Source organism: Paenibacillus sp. FSL R5-0470 (genome assembly GCF_037975205.1).
GTDB lineage: Bacteria > Bacillota > Bacilli > Paenibacillales > Paenibacillaceae > Paenibacillus_AQ.
The window spans coordinates 3,363,197-3,383,054 of the sequence record NZ_CP150238.1 but is presented as its reverse complement, the minus strand read 5'-3'; the positions used below and the strand labels follow the sequence as shown (position 1 = coordinate 3,383,054).

The following is a 19,858-nucleotide window of genomic DNA, read 5'->3' as shown; positions in this document are numbered from 1 at the left end:
TAAAATGAATTAGATTTGGTTCCAAACCCGCTTGATATATTCTAACCCAAGTCTTGTCCCCTTACGGCACTCTTCCATTCCCTCAAATTCTACAGAGATATATCCATCGTAGCCACTTTCCTTAACGGTTCGAATGACACTCGGCATATCGATGTCTCCTTGACCAACGATGGCACCCCTCAACCAGTTCCCACCAGTAGACTGGAACCAGCCTTCGCCAGGCTGGCGATCCTGCGGACGAATATAGAAATCTTTGAAATGTACCATCGAAGCAAGCTTAATATTGTTAGTCACAGCAATAAGCGGATTCTCATCTGCGCACAGGAAGTTACCAATGTCGAGTGTTGTACGGAAGTTATCTCTTCCTACTGCGTGAACCAACGCCTGTACACGATCGCTGTGCTGAATAAAGTATCCATGATTCTCCACACTGGTCGTGATGCCCAAACCTGCGGCATAATCGGCAATTTCTCGACAGGCTTCAGCCAAATGTGGAAGCTCTTCCAGAAAGTGCGCAATAGATAGATCATTTGACGAGGCTACATCATGCCGCATCCGCTGAATGCCTAACGCCGCACAGACGTCTACTTCCCGCTTTACCCGTTCGACTTCACGCTGTCTTTCCGCTGTCTCCAGACCGGCAAAATTCGCCCCGATAGCATAATTAGACAACTCTAGTCCACGACCTGCTGCTGTTCGTACAATCTGATCAATTAGCTCAGGATTCTCAACCAAATTGATGCCCAAGGGTACAATCTCCGCATGCTCCGCGCCCAGATCGGCGATCGTCTCAATGACTCCTTCAAGCGTAAGCTCACCCGTTGAAAAAGCTGAATGCAAACTGTAGGTACTGATTCCTAGCTTCATAGTTTCACCTCTTCGCCTTTGGCAGCGGATTCATAGATCGCGCCGAGAATCTTCATGATTGTAACGCCGTCCTGCACAGGACTAATCGGTGTAGAGCCGTTGCTGATGTTGTTCGCAAAGTGATTAATCTCATTCTGGAATGCACTGTTGAACTCAAACCCCTTATGATCGGTCTGCGGATAGATATTGACGATCGTATCCGACTGTTCTTTGACGAGGACTATCTCAGGATCAATTTCAAACCCACCCTTGTCACCGTACAGGCGGACTGAGCGCTCGTCTTCTTTGGCATGCAGTGTAAAGCTAACATCAACCATCAGCGAAGCTCCATTCTCAAAACGAATTAGTGCATTTGCTAAATCTTCCACCGTATTGTTCGCTGCGTCGTAATCAGCGGCTTTATAGAAAGAAAGATTCTTGATATTGGAACGATTGCCGAGCTTCCGGTAAGTATTGGCACTTACTGATACTGGATTCGGACGGCCCATCAAATACCAGCATAGATCGATCACATGGACGCCGATATCAATCAATGGTCCGCCGCCGGAGCGTTCAATATCACTGAACCAGCCGCCGGGATTACCAAGTCTCCGGAACGTCGTTGCCTTCGCATAGTAGATTTCGCCGAATTCTCCTTGTTCCACCAATGTCTGAAGTAGCTGGGCATTAGAGTCATAACGTCGTACAAAGCCTACTTGCAAAATTTTACCGCTCTTTTCCACTGCCTGCTGAACCTGAAGCGCTTCTTCCACCGTGCGGCAAAGCGGCTTTTCCACAAGTACATGCTTGCCTGCCTCAAGTGCCGCGATGCTGATCTCAGCATGAGAGTTGTTCCATGTGCAGATGCTGACTGCATCTATTTCGGAATTAGCCAGCAATTCACGATAATCCGTGTATACGTTCTCCACGTTATACTCAGCAGCAACATCTCGTGCACGCTCTTCATTCAGGTCACAAACCGCATATATGATTGTCTGCGGATTAGTCCGATAAGCACTTAAGTGCATGCTGGAGATAGAGCCGGTTCCTATTACTCCAATTTTAATCATATCCATAAATATTCTCTCCTTTATTTTGCATAGGTTATGATTCGTATTATAATGATTTCAACCCTAAACACCATGCAGAACCTTGCGGTTTCATTTGTACAATTGTGCTATAGGAGGTGCAGTCAATAAATGTTGGACTATGATAAACATCTACAGGAACCCATGGACATGCCGGATCCCGAGTTTCCGATTAAAGTACATACCCAGCGCTTCAACCAAGAGGGAGTTTTGTTGTTCCCACATCATTGGCATGAGCATCTTGAGTTTCTGTTTATTGAAAGCGGTGAGGCTGTTTTTGAATGCGGACGAACACCGATCAACGTACGGGCTGGTGATTTAGTTGCTGTGAACAGCAACGAGCTGCATTATGGGGTGAGCGCTTCTTCTGATTTATTGTATTATGCGATCATTGCAGATACTTCTTTGCTGCATAGTGCGGTAAGCGACGCTGCCGAGACCAAGTTCATCGCCCCGATTCAGCAGAACCAGCTGCTGTTACGTAATCATATCCGGGGGGATCAGCACATTACAGACTGTGCGCTGGCGATTATTCGGGAACTGGAACTTCGCGAATTTGGATATGAGCTGGCCGTGAAGTCCGAGCTATACCGCCTGCTAACGTTGCTATTGCGCAGACATATCGTCACCGTACTCTCACAGGCTGAGCAAGAAAGACGTATTCAAACCGTTGAACGCTTCGCACCTGTTTTGCGTTATATCGATACACATTACCAGGAGCCCATTCAAGTTGACGAACTTGCGGCACTAACAGGGCTAAGCCGCTTCCATTTCAGTCGTCTCTTCAAGGAATTAACTGGTCATACGATTTCGGAATATATAAATGCTGTCCGTTTAGACCGTGCAGATTATTTGCTAAGGCATACCCAGTTAACGATTTCTGAAATCGCTACCACAACTGGCTTCAGTGATATCTACTATTTCAGCCGGACTTTCAAAAAACATAGAAAAGTACCCCCAAGCAGTGTGAGAGGGTTCTAGTTAGGGTGAACAAAGGAAGCAGTCTTGTACTTGCTATCGCTCCTTAATTTTAACATCAAAAAGGTCAAGAAAGGGTAATCCCCTCTACTGACCTTTTTTTATTTTATTAATTGCATAAAAGAAACTATCTTCCATCTTATGGGTATAATTAACATAACAAAAATATAGGAGGAGATTTCATTGAGAAAAATAATTAAACTGACTATATTAGCACTTTGTATAATGATTCTACCGGGAACAATGATTTATGCCGCATCGAACCAATCAGAAGTTTCATTATATTTCAATAATGTGGTACAAAAACAGGCAGCAGTAATATCCGAGGGGGACATCCTCTTACCTGTTGAACAGCTCTCTAAAAATTTGTTTGCATTAATCGCTTTAGATGAAACAAGTAAAACGGTTCGAATCTACAAGCCAAATGTGAACATGGTATTGCTTGATAACAATGGAGAGATTTTCGGTAAGGTAAAAAGCCCTGCGCGGTTTGCCTTTTCAACCTTATTACAAGTAGATCATTTAAAAACAGAAATTTCAGATATAAAACTTACGATCACTGATCCTGCAGATAAAACAGAAACTATCGATAATCAACAAATTAAGAAAAGTGAAGAAAACTTTTGGTTCAAAACTAACGAATTTACTTATTCGTTTAATACAAAAGGTACCTATACTATTCAAGTTTTTTTTAAAGACGTAAATTCAAAAACATGGTATCCTGTCTCTGAAATCGATGTATTCGGCATATGAATTTCCGATAGTTGAATTCCCGTTTCCGTACTTCCTCACTTCTTATTATTCTTAATCACTTCATTAAAACGGTCAGGAAAGTTGGTATGTACCCCGTCTACGCCCCAAACCACGGCTTTGTCCATATTCACTTGATAATTCACTGTGTACGGAAATACCTTTAGACCCGAATTTTTCACCTGTGCCACATAGGAGGAATTTATTCTTTGAAAGTTAGGGCTAATACCAACTGCATAAGTTTTCACCCGATTGATAAAAGACTCTGGTACTTTGTAAACCGGAATATTATACCAAACAATTTGATAAAGCGGGATCTCTGGGTTAATCGAATGAAGCTTACGTAAACTCGCCTCACTAAATGAATGTACGGAAACATGATCAGACAGATTATATTTTTCAATTTGTTCGTTTAATATGGTTTCGATATTCGGATTCAAAGCAGGATCTTTAATCTCAATCATATAGTCCACTTCTTTTCCAAACCTTTCAAATACCTCTTCTAAAGTCGGAATACGTAATCCAGCATATTGATCCCTAGCAAACATGGGATATTGTTCGTTAAACCAAGAGCCAGCGTCTAATTTCGAAAGCTGCTCTAAAGTATAATTCTTAACATACCCCGTTCCATTTGTCGTACGATTAATAGTTTCATCGTGAATAACAACAGGAACACGATCCTTAGTTAACTGAATGTCTAACTCGATATAATCGGTATCCATATCAATGGCTAGTTCGAATGCAGGTATAGTATTCTCAGGAGCATATCCCGAAGCGCCACGATGAGCAATGGTATAGACTTTGTCCGCAGGCTCGAGAATTTCCTTCACTTTAGTACGAATCCATGGAGAATAGGCATACATTGAGGTACATAATAAGATCAACAAAAATATGTGAATAAATATAAAGTACATTTTAGAATTTTGAATCCTTTGCATAAAGCTTCCCTCTTCTTTTCAATAATTTATTGTTGTTTACTTGGTGCTGTTTTCTACATCATATCCAGTTAATTACCATTCATAATCCTATCAAATCTCCTCTTGATTTATAATTATGTAAAACCTGCGGATTATTCTAAGCTATATCGCAATGATGGCTGCAATAGCCGCTTTAATGATATCACCTGGAAGAAAGATCACCACACTTGTTAATCTAGCCCAAATGGGAGTATTCGTAATCAATGCCATGATAGGCGCACCTATCAGATTAATCAACATTACACCAAAAATCAAATTTACGACAATCAGATTCCAAGTTCTGACATACAGCGAATAATGCAGCATATACAAATTCTTTGATTTTCATGAAAAAACCTACATAGGAAAATTGAATGTATTGATTAGATTCATAAAGTTGGAAGAATCTCGAACTAAAAAACACTGATCCAGATTAGGATCAGTGTTTTTTAGCTACACATTTTTAAACAGAACAGCTCTACTTGTTGATATGTTCCTTGATTTGTTCAGCGATTTGTTCCAGCAATGCCTCTTTCCCCAATGCAAAGAATGCTTCATTGTAATTTTGTCTGCTTGTCATGCGATATATATTTTTCGATTTTACAGCTTTTAGGCTGCTCCAGACCTTACTTTGGTCTAGAACATTCCGGTCATTATCAGATAATAAAATGATGTGGTCTGGATTAAAGGTAGACAGTGCTTCTAGACTTGTTACTTTTCCTCCCCATGGGTCTGGTTCCGGTGTACCTGGCGCGATGAGTAATCCAAGATCATTAAAAATCATATCTGCAATACCTGTGCGGGAATAGATCCGGATTTCTTTCTCTGTAGCTTCGATTACCGCAAACGTTTCTTCATTAGTTATCTTTGTGATTTGATCATGCAGTTGTTGAGCACGTTGATCATAGGCCTTCAGCCACTCATCCATTTCTGTTTTCTTATCAAGTACCTCTGCAACAAAGGCAAACCGCTCTCTAAAAGCATTAAAGCCATAAGGAACCCTTACAGTTGGAGCAATCATATTTAATTGATCATAGATTTTCTCTTGCGTAGGCCCTGCCAGTATCAAGTCAGGACTTGCTGCACTAATCGCTTCCAAGTTAACTTCCGTTTGAAACCATCCAACGGGCGTTACATTAGGCAGTTCTTTTTTTAGAATAGGTGTGATTTCCAGTGAATTAGCCATGTCTGTATTCCCGGTAATCACAGGTTTATATCCAAGCACTAAAAGTTCTTCAGTTGAGCCAGATACATCGGCAATTCTAACCGGGTTTACCGGTATTTCAACATCTCCCTTGGCGTCCTTAATGGTACGTGTTTCGGAGGAATTCGTAGCGACGGGTTCAGATTTTACCGCAGGTGGGGAGTTCTCCCCTTGAGCCTCCTGCCCTGAATTCCCACATCCGTACAACATCACCATCATGAATAAGGCGATTCCGACAAAAGAGATACGTTTTAAACTGAACATTTTTTCCAACCCTCTCCAATCTATTGATAATCATTCTCACTACTAGCAAGTCCGATCTTACACTCTGCTGATAGGGCTAAACTACCGATAGAGGGATTGAATAACGGTTTGGCGGATATTTATTTGTTGTCTAACGTTTTTTTATTATTTCAGAAGGATTTTTTCCATACTGCTTCCGAAACGCCTCCGCAAAATGACTAAAGTTGTTGTAACCTACCATCGTCGCTGTTTGACTAACACTACTCTCCCCGCAACGCATGATTTCCCATGCTTTTTCTAAACGTTTGTTCCGTAAATAGGCAAATACAGTCGTACCATACTCTTCCTTAAAACCAACTTTTAATTTGTATTCGTTAATACCCGCCAGCTTGGAAAGCTCTATGAGTGATGGAGGGTTTGCCATTTGCTCGAGTATGATTTCTCTGGCTCTCCGAATACTTTCCCGGTCAGTGCGAGATAAATGCAAGCTACGTTTAGTATGACTCTGCTCAAAAAGAAAAGCGCCCAAATATGCGGAAAGGAGTTCTAATGCCTTACCCTCTGCGTATAACCTGCGCATTGAGGTATGATATGGGCAATCTCTCAATTGAACCAATATTCGGGAGGTTTCTGGAAGAATAGGCATACGGAACATACGAAATGATTGTGTATCTAACAGCCCGGATAAACTGCAAGTATGTAGAGATCCTTGCTCTACCATCCATGAATCGAACAGTGTTACCGGTACACCAATGGACAGTAAACGGATGGGTTCAGCACTGCGATAGTGAAATTCGGCTTGGAAATCTCGCATGAGCTGCAATGAACAACTGTCGGGCACCAACTCGTGACTATTGCCTGTTACATGAACTTCTCCGCTGCCCTGTAGACAAAAGCTTAGCTCTATCATAGCTGCTTCGGATTGAACTCGGACTAAACGATCCTTAGTGAAACGGTAATCACTATCTACAATTTCGATCCCGGAAGATGTGATAACCCTATCGACGTATCCATGGTCACTAGGTTGTGAAAAATGCATTCGCTCTGTGGTGTCCCTTATAGACGGAGTCTCAAACAATGCATTGAAATACCCGTTATAGATGTTATGAATTGATTTTCTTGTCATTAATTCATACCCTCAGTAGATCTGTAGTACGCTGTAACCCCAATGTAGTGTTTTATCATGAGGAGATCACCTTTATTCATATATTAAATGATAACGATTATCATTTGTATCATTATATTCGAGACATTAGCTAAACTGCAATGAACAGTTTATGAGGAGTGTTAGCGTATGATTCCAAATACAAACACCCCCTCATCCTAATGGATAAGGGGGTGTCGATTTCTGTTAATCAGCTTTTAACTTTCGTAGCATTATTCAGATCCGGATTCAGTTTATATTATCTCTTATCTCATCGATTTAGCTAGCTCTGTGAAAATAACTCCAAGCGCGTAAGCTCCTGCATCCGGATAACCAATGCTGCGTTCACCTACCGTGCCTGCTCTTCCCATACGGGCGACGATATCGGAAGTCTTCCGGGCACCGAGAACTGCCGCCTCAGCAGCTTTGATAGCTGCCAGCTTTATATCTTCGCCTTGTTCTGCGCTTTGTGTCCAGGCATCCGCAAAAGGTACAAGCGCATCAATTAAAGTCTTGTCTCCAACGACAGCACCTCTCCCGAAAGACCTTTCGCCCGTATCTTGAATTCCTTTGACAACCGCTTGCATCATATTGGCAAATTCCTGAATGGATAACTCCTGCTTCTGCAGCGCAGTCTTGCTCGCAGCGCGGAAGCCCGATCCCCAGATCGGCCCTGAAGCTCCTCCACAATGCTCCATAATGATCAATGAACAAGCATCAAGGAAGTCACCGATATCGCTGTGATGATTAGCTAGAATATCTTCCCATTCTACTTTCAACTGCTTAAAGCCCTTGGCTACGCTCATCCCAAAATCACCATCTCCGGCGTGGGCGTCTAGCTCGCAGAACGGTACCTCATTCTCGATAATGACCTCACTCATTTGATCGATCAAAAATACGATATTTTGTAAGGAAAACTGGTTGTTCTTAATTATCGCTGCTTCAGCATCCGTATTATTCTTGAAGGATACCGTGCTGTCTGCTTTCTCTTCCTTGATGACTTCCGTATATTTTACAGGCTCAAATGGACCTTTAACCGACAATGCCGGTGTATCACACGGAGCAGACAACCATTTCTTCAGCGTCTCATCCAGCTTCATAATCGACACTGATGCGCCAGCCATATCGATGCTGGTCATATAGTTGCCGACAAATACTTTAAACACTTGCTTATTCTTCGCCGTCAATTCACGGATCACAGAATTATTCAACAAATAAAGCTCTTGCAGTGGTGTTCCACCAAATCCATTGATCAGAACTGCAACTTCTTGCTGCGACTCATCGTTCATTTGCAAGTTGCTCAGCAAGGACGTAACCATTCGCTGCGCGAGTTCATCCGCTGACACGGCTTTTTCTCTGCGAATTCCAGGTTCACCGTGAATTCCAACACCGTATTCCATCTCATCCTCTTCGATATGGAACGTCGGGGTTCCTTTGGCAGGAACGGTGCAAGATGTAAAGGCGAAGCCGATGGTGCGAACATGGTCAATCGCATGTTGCGCCGCTTCTTTTACTTCCGACAGGGACAGCCCTGCTTCTGCCGCAGCCCCGGCTACTTTATGAACGAGAACAGTTCCGGCCACCCCTCGTTTCCCTACGGTGTAGAGACTGTCTTCAACGGCAATGTCATCGTCTACTTTAACGTATTCCACTTGTATGCCATCTTCACTTGCGAGATGAGCCGCATTTTTAAAGTTCATGATGTCACCGCTGTAGTTCTTAATAATAAGCAGCGTTCCCTTTTTACTAGCAGAGCTACGGATCGCTTGGTAGACCTGAATCTGGGATGGAGAAGCAAACACATCACCACACACGGCTGCATCCAGCATACCGCTGCCTACGAACCCGGCATGGGCCGGTTCATGCCCACTACCGCCACCGCTTATAAGTGTAACTTTATCGGTGTTGATCTCTTTTTTAGAAATCACTTTGAATTTATCGTTGAAATCCAGCTCAGGATGCGCTAAGACAAGTCCATTACACATTTCCCGGACTAGCGTTTCCGGCTTATTCATAATTTTCTTCATCTTAAAGCTCCTTACTTAATTTGTATTGACGGCCTAATTGGTCGGCAGCCATAATCGCAGATGCTACGGCTTCTTCTGTAATTGGGAACGGCATCGAATGAATCGATTCCTCAGCAATACAAGCTTTTTGAGCAACCTCAAGAAGTTCTTCGTAAGTGACTTGCTCCACTCCGATATCTGCTAAGCACACCGGAAGCCCAATAGACAGGCAGAAATCCAATACTTCTCTTAATTCGGTACGGTCTGCATTTTCAAGCACCAATTGAGCAATTGTACTGAAGGCTACCTTCTCACCATGATAATAATGATGCGTTCCTTCTAAAGCTGTTAAACCATTATGGATCGCATGAATCGCAGCCAATCCTCCACTTTCAAAGCCTAGTCCCGATAACAAAATATTCGTTTCAATGATATTCTCCAAGGCTGGGGTTACGATATTCAGATCGCAAGCCTGCTTCGCCTTGAATCCATTTTCAAGTAAAGTGTCATAACACAGTTTGGCAAGACCTAGTGCGGTTATCGTTCCTTTAGCTTCCCCACAAACACCTTCACGAACCCCGCAAGGCAATCCCGCATTCACATTGGAATAAGAATTTGCTGTAGCTCTAGCTTCGAAATAAGTTGAGAGTGCATCACCCATCCCTGCAACAAGAAATCTTGTTGGCGCTTTGGCAATGACTGTTGTATCGATCATGACTACACTTGGGCTTTGTTTGAAATAAGCATAATCATCAAACTCACCTTCTGGGGTATAGAGTACCGCGGAGTGGCTCGTTGGTGCATCAGTGGCTGCTATCGTTGGAACGATAATCAATGCTTCACCTTCTGCTACGCATTTTGCCGTATCAATCGCCTTGCCTCCACCCAAACCAATCGTACATGCACATTGATGTTCCTTAGCCAGAGCCTGTAATCTTGCAACTTCTTGTCTTGAGCATTCCCCATGGAAGCCACTTTCAACAAGCGTTATATTAAATTTCTGTTTAGTTGACTCCAATTTATCTTTCACACGTGTAACATCATCTGGATGTGCAATGAGCAGTGCGGAATCACCGAATGTTTTTACAAAATAGCCTAAATTCAAAAGTTCATTCTCACCTTGCACATATTTCGTCGGACTGATAAACGCTCTTCTCATTTTCATTCCTCCTAGGTTGTATATAGTTATTATTATAGATTGCTCTATTTCGGTATGCATGAAACAATAAGATCAGAATAAAGCGTTTTCTTATCGAGTTTTTTTGTCTTCTTATTAAGGAATAGTATTATCTTGTCCTTTTGAGCAAAAATTCGCTATAATGTTCAATATGTTTCTATAACTTACCTAGGAGAATATCGTGATGTCCAAATCTCGATTTAATTTAGAAGAAATAATTGATTTGAAGAAATGGGAGAAACTGCAGGATTCTTTATCACTCGTGACTAAAATGGCGATTCTTACCGTAGATTATAAAGGCGTTCCCGTGACTAAGCACAGCTTCTGTCAGCCTTTCTGCCAAGGCGTTCGCCAAGATTCTACTCTCTCTCCTTATTGTCAAAAATGTGATGCTCGTGCCGGCATTGAAGCTGTACGCCAGAACAAGCCTTATATTTATTTATGCCATTTCAACATTATCGATATCGCGATTCCAATTATTATTGACGATCAATATTTGGGTGCAATTATGGCTGGACAGCTTAAGCTTCGTGAACCTGATGTGTCACAGCTGGAGCAGATAGTATCTAGGCCACCTAATGTTGAGTCGAACATGAAGTTTCAAGCGCTCAAAGAGGATTACGAAGCACTTCCTGTCCTATCCTACGATGAGGTAACCAAGTGTGTGGACCTACTTCTACAGTTAAGTACTTACATCGTGGAAGAAGCCATTCAAAAGCGTACTACCGTTGATTTGTACAAAAGAGTACTGACCACAGATATCGATATATCTGCTTCAGCAGAATCTTTCGAGGAGACAGACCTTACTTATCGCAAAATTCAGTCTCTGCAGCAAGAGTTGTCAGGAGCGCTTATTGAGACCAAATTGAAAAATGGAGCACAAAAGTTGGTCTCTTCAAATGCAGTGCTTCAGCCTGCGTTCGATTACATCTATGCGCACAAAAATGAAAATTTCAGCCTAAAAGAAATGGCCAAGCTTTGTCATATCAGCCCTAGTTATTTCAGTCGCATATTTACAAAAGAAACAGGCGAGAACTTCTCCCTCTTCGTTGCCAGGCTCAAAATTGAATGGGCCAAGCAGTTGCTGGAAACCACAGACGCACCTATTAATCAAGTGAGCGATGATTTAGGATTTTGTGATACTGGTTATTTTATTAAAACCTTCAAACGGTTCGAGAATCTCACTCCAGCTGTATACCGGAATATGTATATGAATTGATTAGTTGCATTAAGGGGAAATCTGTGATTTCGCCTAATATAGCCTCTTTGATCTTTCCCTCTCCGTTTATAATAAACGTAGCAGGAAGCGCTCTAACTCCGAATGAAGTAGATATTTTTCCGGAAACATCGATGACAACTGGAAAAGAAAAACTGTGATCCTTAAGATATTCTGATACAGTCCCTTTAGACTCACCAACATTAATAAACAAGGTTTCAATTTGAGAACTAGTGGATTTGTGAATGTCATTCAGAAGGGGCATTTCACGCACACATGACGTGCACCAGGAAGCCCAAAAGTTAAGCACCACAATCTGTCCCTGAAAATCGCTTAGTCGAACCTTTTTACCTTCTATAGTAGTAGCTTCAAATTCGGGAGCGATAGAGCCCACTGCAATCCTCTCAGATGAATCTCTTGTTTCATTATGGCTAAATACCCATACAACAGTCGTGACAGCTGCGATGATCACCAGCAAAGCAATGATTCGACGCATGCTCATTTCAGACCCAGACTATGATTAAAGGCTGTATACAGAGAACCAAATTTCGCATGAAATTCTTTGGTCGGACCTGAACCAACATTTCTTCCATGACTTAAAAAGACAATCTGATCTGCGATCTTATCAGCGATTTCTAACTGGTGTGTGGAGAAAATAACAGTATGCCCTTCTTCCTTGATTCTTTGGAGTAGGTCTACGAATTCATTCATCCAGAAAGGGTCAAGACCGTTTGTGGGTTCGTCCATAATTAGCAACGAAGGCTTGGCCAGCAATGCCTGAGCAAATAAGATACGCTGACGCATTCCCTTTGAAAAGGTGTTGACCAGACGATTTGGTTTATCCTGTAGACCTACTAAGCCAAGGACTTCGTTTACTCTCGCTTTGCGATTGGGTACCCTACGGAGAGCGGCCCAAAAAGTCAGAGCTTCCTCTGCCGACAGCCCCTGATTGAATTGATAATCATCCGGCATATAACCGATTTGTTTCGAGAATTGTTTGCGTGATTTGTGCCAGTATAAACCACCCACTGAGATTTCGCCCACCGTAGGCTGAAGAATACCCGCAACCATTCGCAAAACGGTGCTTTTGCCAGCCCCGTTACCGCCACATAGTGCAAGTATGCTTCCAGTGGGGATTTGAAAGCTAATCTCTTCAACTATTGTTTGCTTTTTAATAACCTTAGAGATTCCTCTTACATTCACTAAGGAGTTATCCACGAGAGCGCCCCCTTTCCCATATCCAATATACAAACAGGATCGAGCTCAACATCCAGACTAGACAGACTCCCATAAACAACAAGCTACCCTTCGAACCATTTATCCATTCTACCCATTGGTAATATTCAGGTCCCAGTACTGAACCTCCGCCCAGCTTAATTACAACGAATAACCGAACAAGCTCTGCTGGGTTGAGTATTGTGAATACGACCAGCAAGGGCTTAATCCAGAGATAAGGCATTAAACCTAAAAAGGCGATCAAAAAGGTCGGCCACCCTATTACTGTGAAAAACCACACAGCAACAGAAACAGTCAGCGCCTGCCAGCGGTTTCTTGATAATGAACCGATAAACAAGGCGATGGTCAAGAATAGTAAAACAAGTCCTGCGGAAAACAACAAAAATAGAAAGTAAGTAGTAGAATCATAGGCCATGCCCAAGAATCCACTAATCATTCCCATTAAACCATAGCCGAAAGCCACAACCGTAAGTAATACGACAGCCAGCCCCACATACTTGCCAAGAATAAATGACAATGTTCCTATTGGATAAGTAGATAAAAGCTGCCAACTACCTTCTTCCTTTTCTGAGGTCAGTGAAAAAGAGCCTAGGAATAAGGTCATAAGCGGCAGCAGATACAAAATCAGACTTAGCATGGAACCTGTAACTGCGGTGTAGCCTTGAATCTCATTTTGTGCATTAATCAGCAGTAAGCCAAGACTAAACGCACAAAATAATGCCAAAAAAGAATAAGCCCATGGATTTCGAAACCCCATTTTAATCTCTCTGCGTGCGACTTGCAGGATATCAACCATTACATATCCATCTCTTTATCCGATGTCATACCTTCCATTTCCTCAGACTTATGCTCGTCCATATGACCTTCTCCGCCATTCATATCCATTTGCATCATATCCGTATTTTGTTTCCATTCATGCTTGGACAGATCACTTGCGGACAGAACGCTGCCAACACCTTGTTCCTTCACAAAAGCTTCGGCTGAAGCAGTGTCCTTGAAGCTGATAACTCCATAAGCCATAGGTGTGCGTAGTGTCTCATCATAGACAAAGCTTGCCTTACTGAATTCCACCCATTCTTTGTCGTTATAGTCACGGACATAATCCTTTCCGATGTTTTTGGTTCCATTCTTGTTCTTCCATTCATTCATACAACCAATATCATCAAACTTATAATTCTTCCCGTCTTTCGTTGTTAGCTGAGTAGCAAAGGCATCGTCCTTAACCTGCATATTGCAAATCGCGCAAATATCAACTTCTTCATTAATCGCCAAAGGTTCAAACTGTTTGGAACCACAAGCCGCTAGAATTAACAAACCCACCATCAACATCAGCATTAAACTCCATTTTTTCATAACCGTAATACCCCCATATATAGTATTGTGATCACAGAGAAAAACAAAAGCAGCCAACCGGCTACCATCACCGACCCTTGCCCCTCACTAACTTGTCCAACATCTGCATGAACTGAATCCAATTGCATAAGCGGCTCTGGATCGGTGGACCATTGTTCTTTATCATTTGTATACAGATCGCTTAAAAATGTCATGCCCGGTGATTGAAAAAAGAGCTGATAAGCAGCATTTTCTGTAACTAATTGCTGATAAAATGGATTAATAGCATATGGCAGATCACTTATGCCATCACCCGATACATCCAGACCTTCGAATGAATCCCAAAAATTTCTCGTCATCTTATTATTCTTAGAATCCGTTGCCTGTGCTTCAATCACATTGGCAATAAAAGCATTCTTCTGAAAGCGGTTGCCTTCAGAACCCTCAAATTGAATCCCAATATAATTTCGGAGCACCATATTATTCTGGAGAGTGTTGTCGGAGGATTGTTGCATATAGATTCCTACCCGATTTCCTTCCACGAGGTTATTTACAATCTGAGAGGTACGAACGTCAAAGAGCAGGATTCCTTGAGAATGAACATTCTGATTTTGTTTACGGAAAGAGTTTCTTGATACCATAACGTCGCTCACTCCCATCACCATCGCGCCAGTAATGTTGTATTCTCCAATATTGTTCGTAACAGATGATCCATTGATATACATACAGTGAACACCGTATCGTAAATGATAGAGCCGATTGTGATCAACCTTTGTATTGCGACTCTTCTCTAAATAAATGCCATCTCGGAGATAAGAGATTTCATTCTCTCTGATATCTGAACCATGAGAGTTATAGAGATCGATGCCATTACCTCTTTTTCCCGAAGCAGCACCTTTAGGTATAAACCAACGGATTTTATTGTTTACTATAACTCCACTATCAGCCTCACGTAGCATAATGCCAAAGCCAAATGTATGTATGACTAAATCTTTCAAAGTTACCTGATCGGCTTCCACCCGAATCGCTGCTGCTTCTCCCCCGTTATGCTGCTGTATATTAAGTCCTTGAAGCTTTACCCCATCAGCCTGAATCATAACTGCAACCTCAGCATCGGGAGATAAATTTAATAGTGTTGCCCTTCCTTCCCCGCTAATCGTCAGCCTTTTATCAATTTGAACCGGACCCAGGTAAGTACCTGGAGCTAAAGTAATCGAATCTCCGATTTGGGCCGCATTAATAATCGGCTGGAGTGGAACCGCTTTCGAAGTAGTATTTGCACTGGCACTCCCACTGTAGATCGTGATTATTAAGAAAAGGCTGAATAACATCATTAGCATTACTCTGAGGTGACAGAAACTTTTGCGTATAACCATTGTTCACCCCCTATCAGTAATTCATTCTCTAATCTATCATTTGCCTAATTGTAAAGAAAAGGAAGTTGCATGCCTATAGCTCAATGTAGCTATCCCTATTAATAAGATGTGTCTAAATTGTGAGTTATGTCACATCGTTTACTATCCCAAATGTGTGTCCATATAATAAAAAACCGCGCATAGCGCGGTTTCATTAGGTTAACTAATTATTTTCAAGGTATTGATAAACGGCCATCATTTCTTGTTTATTTAACTCCCGAATACGATTGAAAATTGGAATATCTGCTACAGCATCAATATTTGAGCTTTCAGACATAACATCACTAACATTGCCAGTTAGCCAAGTTTGTACGTCAATGCCTTCGACAATTTCTTTACGCCCTTCATCATTAATGCCACTTGCGTAACAACTAACACATGGAATCGTTAACTTATAAACGCCATCGTGAAGTCCATCTTCGGATATGACTTTCTTTCCTTTACAGAATGGACATGGCTGACTAGCTTTTATCTTATTAATTAGAGTGACCAGTTTTTTGTAACCAAACGCTTCGTAGACATAAGTCAGCTTTTTGTATTTTCCATTCGTGAAATACTTATCAATGATGTATTCTCTGGTTTCGGTGATATTCTCAAAATCACAAATCGTAATCTGATTATTCAAGCTAATAGATTCAATACTGCCGCTAATATCGCCCCAGAATGGCAGTGCATTTTGTAATACCATTTCATAGTGCGCAAAGCTCGCTACTTCAAGTTCAAGCATTTTTAGAGCAACTTGTATTTTCCTAGGCAATAGAGAGACATCCTCTGCTAGAACCATATCACCGCCGACAATAGCTTTCATTTTTTCAAGCACCGGTAATTTGCCAACGGTACTGATCACTTGATCAAGAGGTAGTCCAATGATCTCACGAATATCTGTGTCGCCAAACTTTAGCTTCTTATGATGATTTAGTACGGTTCCTTCACAGATTGGACAGGTAATCAGTATTTTGGATTGTTTAATATGCTCTTTAATAATCGCTTTCGATATCACCATGTAGTTCCCAATGATGTAATTAAAGCCTTCCCAAGTTCTCGTTGCCTTGCTTGCTTTATCATAAAATGACTTTTCCCAATATCCGTACCAAAATGTATGCTTTTCTGCATCCATCATCTCATTATAACTCTTACTGATATCTTGTCCGAGTTCATTCTTAATCTCATCAAAGATGAATTTGATTTTGGGGAATTGATAGAATTTCAGAATATCCATTGCATCTGGATGCAATAAGCCATCCCAAAATGGCACATTTTTATTCTGAAGAACAACTTCAAAATCAAATTTTTCAATGACTCGACGTCCCTTGCAGCATGGACAATGATTGTCTTGATTATAGAAATCGAAGCTATTTGTATCTTTATTGGTCGGATGTGCTGTTACAATTTGGTTGATCAAGCCACCAATTTCATATAGAAAAGTATATTGACTATATAGGTGTCTTTCCAGATCAATGGCGATGACAGGTGCAATGGTATCTGATTCATATTCACCATATATCAAACGCGCCATAGAAGATAAGCTTTTTAAGATGCCACCTTTATAAACGTTTTCCGCATTTTTAAAGTAGGCAATTTGATTTTCTTTTAAATAGTTAATGCCATTTTGTTGCCGCAGTGTTGAAGAAATCTGCAATGGAGCGACATGATCTTCACTGATTTGCTGGAGATAATAATCTTCATGACTTACAACTTCTAGATGCTCAACAGGTTCAAGCTGTCTTTTACCAAAATCAACGATAAAATCAGAATTTTCCAGCATATACGAGTTATGTTCAATCATCATTATGGAGACGGATTCGTCCTGAAGAATGTCTCTAATGCTATCAATGAATTGATTTAGAATATTTTGTGATAACCCTTTGGAAGGCTCGTCAAAAATGAAAAGTGTATTGGGGTTTCTTGAACCTGCAAATAGCTCGGAGACTAAATGAACACATTGAAATTCACCTGTGGATAAAGACTGTGTTTTTCTTTCCAACGTTAAATAACCCAGCCCGAGCTTGATCAATAAACTTAAACGTTTATGAGCGATGTCTTCATTTGGCAGTTCATCAATAATATCTTCAATTGAGCGCTGAAAAATATCATCAATCTCTTCGCTATATTTTGTGAGCTTTCTCTTAATATCAAGAAAAGTCGCAACCGTAGACCGGCTGGTAATCGATTGATTTCGATCCTGCCCCACAATCACCAGCTTATCCTTGGGATATCGCTTCACAAAATCCTTGGACATACACTCATTGACCAATGTAGATTTGCCGCAGCCAGATTCCCCAGTGAACGTTACAAGTCTATTACGGGGAATCTGAATTTCGGCGATTTGAATATTACGACAGTAAAGATCATGAAAATGATAATATTCAGTTGGAGCTGTCTGATTTATTTCTCCATTGATGGGCGCCGGACGTGGCGATTCTTCAACGATTTTTCCGCCGTATTTACCACTTCCTGGTCCAAAGAACAATTGCTCGTCCGTTATGTCTAATACGGTATCCGAATGATCAATAAGCCAAATTTGATTCTTAAATCCTAGTTGTTTTATCTGCTCTAATATTTTCAAAAGGGTTTGGTGATCAAGACCCACAGAGATTTCGTCAATGATAATTACTGTATTTTCACTGGTTGCCATGAATTCTGCCAAGTAAAGTCGTGTTAACTCTCCACCTGACAAGGTACCCATTATTCGATTTAAGGTTAGATAACCAATATTCATATGGATTATGTTCTTTAGAATGTTTTGTTTACCTTCACTAATGTTTAGAACTTCTGCTAGAGAAAAAATGGTTTCAATGCTTAAGTCATTAATATCGGAGATACTCTTGTCTTGATCTAATAACTCCATTTTGTATTGTTCAGCTTCGTGATTATATCGCTTACCCTTACACTTTTTACATTCGACATTTTTAGTAGTGCCGCGACCTTTACAATCTGGGCACCAGCCTAATTCATTATTAAATGAAAAAACCTCTGGCGATAGGTTATATTGTTCAGCAATCGCAACTCGAATCTCTGTGAACACGCCCGTATGTGTGCCAATGGTTGAACGAGGATTGGAAGAAATAGATGATCTCCCTAGAAAAAGTACGAGTGGCATTTCTTCCATCTGAATCGCACTGAAATTAGTCTCCATAATGTTAGGGAATAAATACTGATATTCTGCCTTTGGCAATAAAGAAACGAGACGTTTCTTGGATTCTTCGCCGATGGTTTGACAAAAGGTGGTTTTACCGGATCCGGATAAACCAGCAATCCCTAGGGATTGGTCAACTGGAAGTACTGCATCTAACTTATTAATATTGTTCGCAATCAATCGGTTGATTTTCATAGTGGTATCATCTCATCTCCATTCTCTTCATTTAGTATTGCCATCATTTATTCCATTAAAAAGGGCACTTTCCATTTTCAGAAAAGCGCCCTATTCTTGAAATTACAGTTCTGCTAATACTTTTTCAAGCTGACTGCCCATATTCGCCCAAGCATATTTAGCTCCTTCAATAGCGCCTTGGCGAGCTTTGGTCTCTTCACTAAATCCAGATTGAGCAAGATGCAGATGAACCTTACCATCTTCCTCTTTGCTCAAAGTCCAAGTAACTGTTGTACCTTCTCCGGCACTATGCCAAGTATAGGATAATGTATGTGGCTCATCTACTACGAGAACCTCGCAATCTACAATACCATCCCACCATTCATTTGGCTCTGCGCGAAATTGAAATTTATGCCCTACGACTGGCTTAAAGTCATTGCTCCAAATCCATTTTGCTAGTGTATCTGAATCCGTTAAAGCGTTCCATACCTTCTCGATGGAGCTTGTAAATTGATAATCTAAGGATACATCTGGTTTCATTATTCTTCCTCCAATAAAAGTTTTAGTTTATCGATTCTTTCTTTCCAGAAGCCTTCGTAAAAAGATACCCAATCCCGAATTTCTTTCAATGGATTGGCATTCAAACGATACCTCGTTTCTCTACCAACCTTTCGAGCAACTACAAGATCAGCCTCTTTAAGAATAGACAAGTGCTTAGATACTGCAGTACGGCCCATATCAAAATGAACTGTGATTTCATGTAGGGGTAATTCATCAACATCAGCCAGGATTTGAAGTAATTTTCGCCTTGTTGGATCTGCAACAGCGTCATATACATCTCTCACTTGACTATTATCGTTCAAAACCACCCCCACCTTTTCCGTAATATTACCTGTAGTGTAACCGATTATACTTCATCAGCACCCAATCGGACACCATTTAGTGTCATATTGATTA

At 41.2% G+C, this 19,858-nt stretch carries 19 protein-coding genes; 3 read left to right on the top strand and 16 right to left on the bottom strand.

Going from position 1 to position 19,858, the window contains the following annotated elements:
- Positions 1–9 precede the first annotated feature (9 nt).
- Positions 10–867, bottom strand: a complete 858-nt coding sequence (locus tag MKY99_RS14860) for a sugar phosphate isomerase/epimerase family protein (protein ID WP_339271373.1) — start codon at positions 865–867, stop codon at positions 10–12.
- Positions 864–1,922, bottom strand: a complete 1,059-nt coding sequence (locus tag MKY99_RS14855) for a Gfo/Idh/MocA family oxidoreductase (protein WP_339271371.1) — start codon at positions 1,920–1,922, stop codon at positions 864–866. The genes MKY99_RS14860 and MKY99_RS14855 overlap by 4 nt, the downstream gene beginning before the upstream one ends.
- 123 nt (positions 1,923–2,045) lie before the next feature.
- Here MKY99_RS14855 and MKY99_RS14850 point away from each other — a divergent pair, with 123 nt between their 5' ends.
- Positions 2,046–2,915, top strand: a complete 870-nt coding sequence (locus tag MKY99_RS14850; RefSeq protein WP_042188277.1) for an AraC family transcriptional regulator — start codon at positions 2,046–2,048, stop codon at positions 2,913–2,915.
- Between the two features lie 180 nt (positions 2,916–3,095).
- Positions 3,096–3,665: a hypothetical protein gene (locus MKY99_RS14845; RefSeq protein WP_076299739.1), complete on the top strand. Its 570-nt coding sequence runs from the start codon at positions 3,096–3,098 to the stop codon at positions 3,663–3,665.
- A gap of 35 nt (positions 3,666–3,700) precedes the next feature.
- Here the strand turns inward: MKY99_RS14845 and MKY99_RS14840 are convergent, their stop codons facing one another.
- The 6 genes from MKY99_RS14840 to MKY99_RS14815 form a co-directional block, all read right to left on the bottom strand.
- The gene (locus tag MKY99_RS14840) at positions 3,701–4,600 is read right to left on the bottom strand and encodes a glycerophosphodiester phosphodiesterase (protein WP_081382910.1); all 900 of its coding nucleotides are present in this window, start codon (positions 4,598–4,600) and stop codon (positions 3,701–3,703) included.
- 141 nt (positions 4,601–4,741) lie between these two features.
- Positions 4,742–4,945 carry a biotin transporter BioY gene (locus MKY99_RS14835; RefSeq protein ID WP_339271366.1) on the bottom strand — a complete coding sequence of 68 codons (204 nt, stop codon included), beginning with the start codon at positions 4,943–4,945 and terminating at the stop codon, positions 4,742–4,744.
- A gap of 151 nt (positions 4,946–5,096) precedes the next feature.
- Positions 5,097–6,086 (bottom strand): ABC transporter substrate-binding protein, encoded by a 990-nt coding sequence (locus tag MKY99_RS14830; RefSeq protein WP_339271364.1) that lies wholly within the window; start codon positions 6,084–6,086, stop codon positions 5,097–5,099.
- A 130-nt stretch (positions 6,087–6,216) separates the two neighbouring features.
- On the bottom strand, positions 6,217–7,191 hold the full coding sequence (locus tag MKY99_RS14825) for an AraC family transcriptional regulator (protein WP_339271362.1): 975 nt from the start codon (positions 7,189–7,191) through the stop codon (positions 6,217–6,219).
- A gap of 284 nt (positions 7,192–7,475) precedes the next feature.
- Positions 7,476–9,236, bottom strand: coding sequence for a dihydroxyacetone kinase subunit DhaK (gene dhaK / locus MKY99_RS14820; RefSeq protein WP_339271360.1), 1,761 nt, complete (start codon positions 9,234–9,236; stop codon positions 7,476–7,478).
- 1 nt (position 9,237) lies between these two features.
- Positions 9,238–10,374 (bottom strand): glycerol dehydrogenase, encoded by a 1,137-nt coding sequence (locus MKY99_RS14815; protein WP_339271358.1) that lies wholly within the window; start codon positions 10,372–10,374, stop codon positions 9,238–9,240.
- Between the two features lie 202 nt (positions 10,375–10,576).
- On the opposite strand from MKY99_RS14815, the gene MKY99_RS14810 reads away from it, so the two are divergent.
- Positions 10,577–11,611, top strand: a complete 1,035-nt coding sequence (locus tag MKY99_RS14810; RefSeq protein ID WP_339271356.1) for a PocR ligand-binding domain-containing protein — start codon at positions 10,577–10,579, stop codon at positions 11,609–11,611.
- On the opposite strand, the gene MKY99_RS14805 is transcribed toward MKY99_RS14810, so the two are convergent.
- The 8 genes from MKY99_RS14805 to MKY99_RS14770 all read right to left on the bottom strand — a co-directional run bounded on the left by MKY99_RS14805 (position 11,574) and on the right by MKY99_RS14770 (position 19,764).
- Positions 11,574–12,104 carry a redoxin domain-containing protein gene (locus MKY99_RS14805; RefSeq protein ID WP_339271354.1) on the bottom strand — a complete coding sequence of 177 codons (531 nt, stop codon included), beginning with the start codon at positions 12,102–12,104 and terminating at the stop codon, positions 11,574–11,576. The genes MKY99_RS14810 and MKY99_RS14805 overlap by 38 nt on opposite strands.
- 2 nt (positions 12,105–12,106) lie before the next feature.
- Positions 12,107–12,826 (bottom strand): ABC transporter ATP-binding protein, encoded by a 720-nt coding sequence (locus MKY99_RS14800; RefSeq protein WP_339271353.1) that lies wholly within the window; start codon positions 12,824–12,826, stop codon positions 12,107–12,109.
- Positions 12,819–13,640: an ABC transporter permease gene (locus MKY99_RS14795; RefSeq protein ID WP_076286793.1), complete on the bottom strand. Its 822-nt coding sequence runs from the start codon at positions 13,638–13,640 to the stop codon at positions 12,819–12,821. Before MKY99_RS14795 ends, MKY99_RS14800 begins: the two co-directional genes overlap by 8 nt.
- Positions 13,640–14,197 (bottom strand): nitrous oxide reductase accessory protein NosL, encoded by a 558-nt coding sequence (locus tag MKY99_RS14790; protein WP_339271351.1) that lies wholly within the window; start codon positions 14,195–14,197, stop codon positions 13,640–13,642. The genes MKY99_RS14795 and MKY99_RS14790 overlap by 1 nt, the downstream gene beginning before the upstream one ends.
- The gene (locus tag MKY99_RS14785) at positions 14,194–15,510 is read right to left on the bottom strand and encodes a NosD domain-containing protein (protein WP_339271349.1); all 1,317 of its coding nucleotides are present in this window, start codon (positions 15,508–15,510) and stop codon (positions 14,194–14,196) included. The genes MKY99_RS14790 and MKY99_RS14785 overlap by 4 nt, the downstream gene beginning before the upstream one ends.
- Positions 15,511–15,754: 244 nt before the next feature.
- Entirely contained in the window at positions 15,755–18,922 is a 3,168-nt protein-coding gene (locus MKY99_RS14780) for an ATP-binding cassette domain-containing protein (RefSeq protein ID WP_339271347.1), read from the bottom strand.
- Between the two features lie 102 nt (positions 18,923–19,024).
- A complete protein-coding gene (locus MKY99_RS14775) occupies positions 19,025–19,441 on the bottom strand; it encodes an SRPBCC domain-containing protein (protein ID WP_042127759.1) in 417 nt (138 codons plus the stop codon).
- Positions 19,441–19,764 carry a metalloregulator ArsR/SmtB family transcription factor gene (locus MKY99_RS14770; protein ID WP_042188252.1) on the bottom strand — a complete coding sequence of 108 codons (324 nt, stop codon included), beginning with the start codon at positions 19,762–19,764 and terminating at the stop codon, positions 19,441–19,443. Before MKY99_RS14770 ends, MKY99_RS14775 begins: the two co-directional genes overlap by 1 nt.
- Between the last annotated feature and the right edge of the window lie 94 nt (positions 19,765–19,858).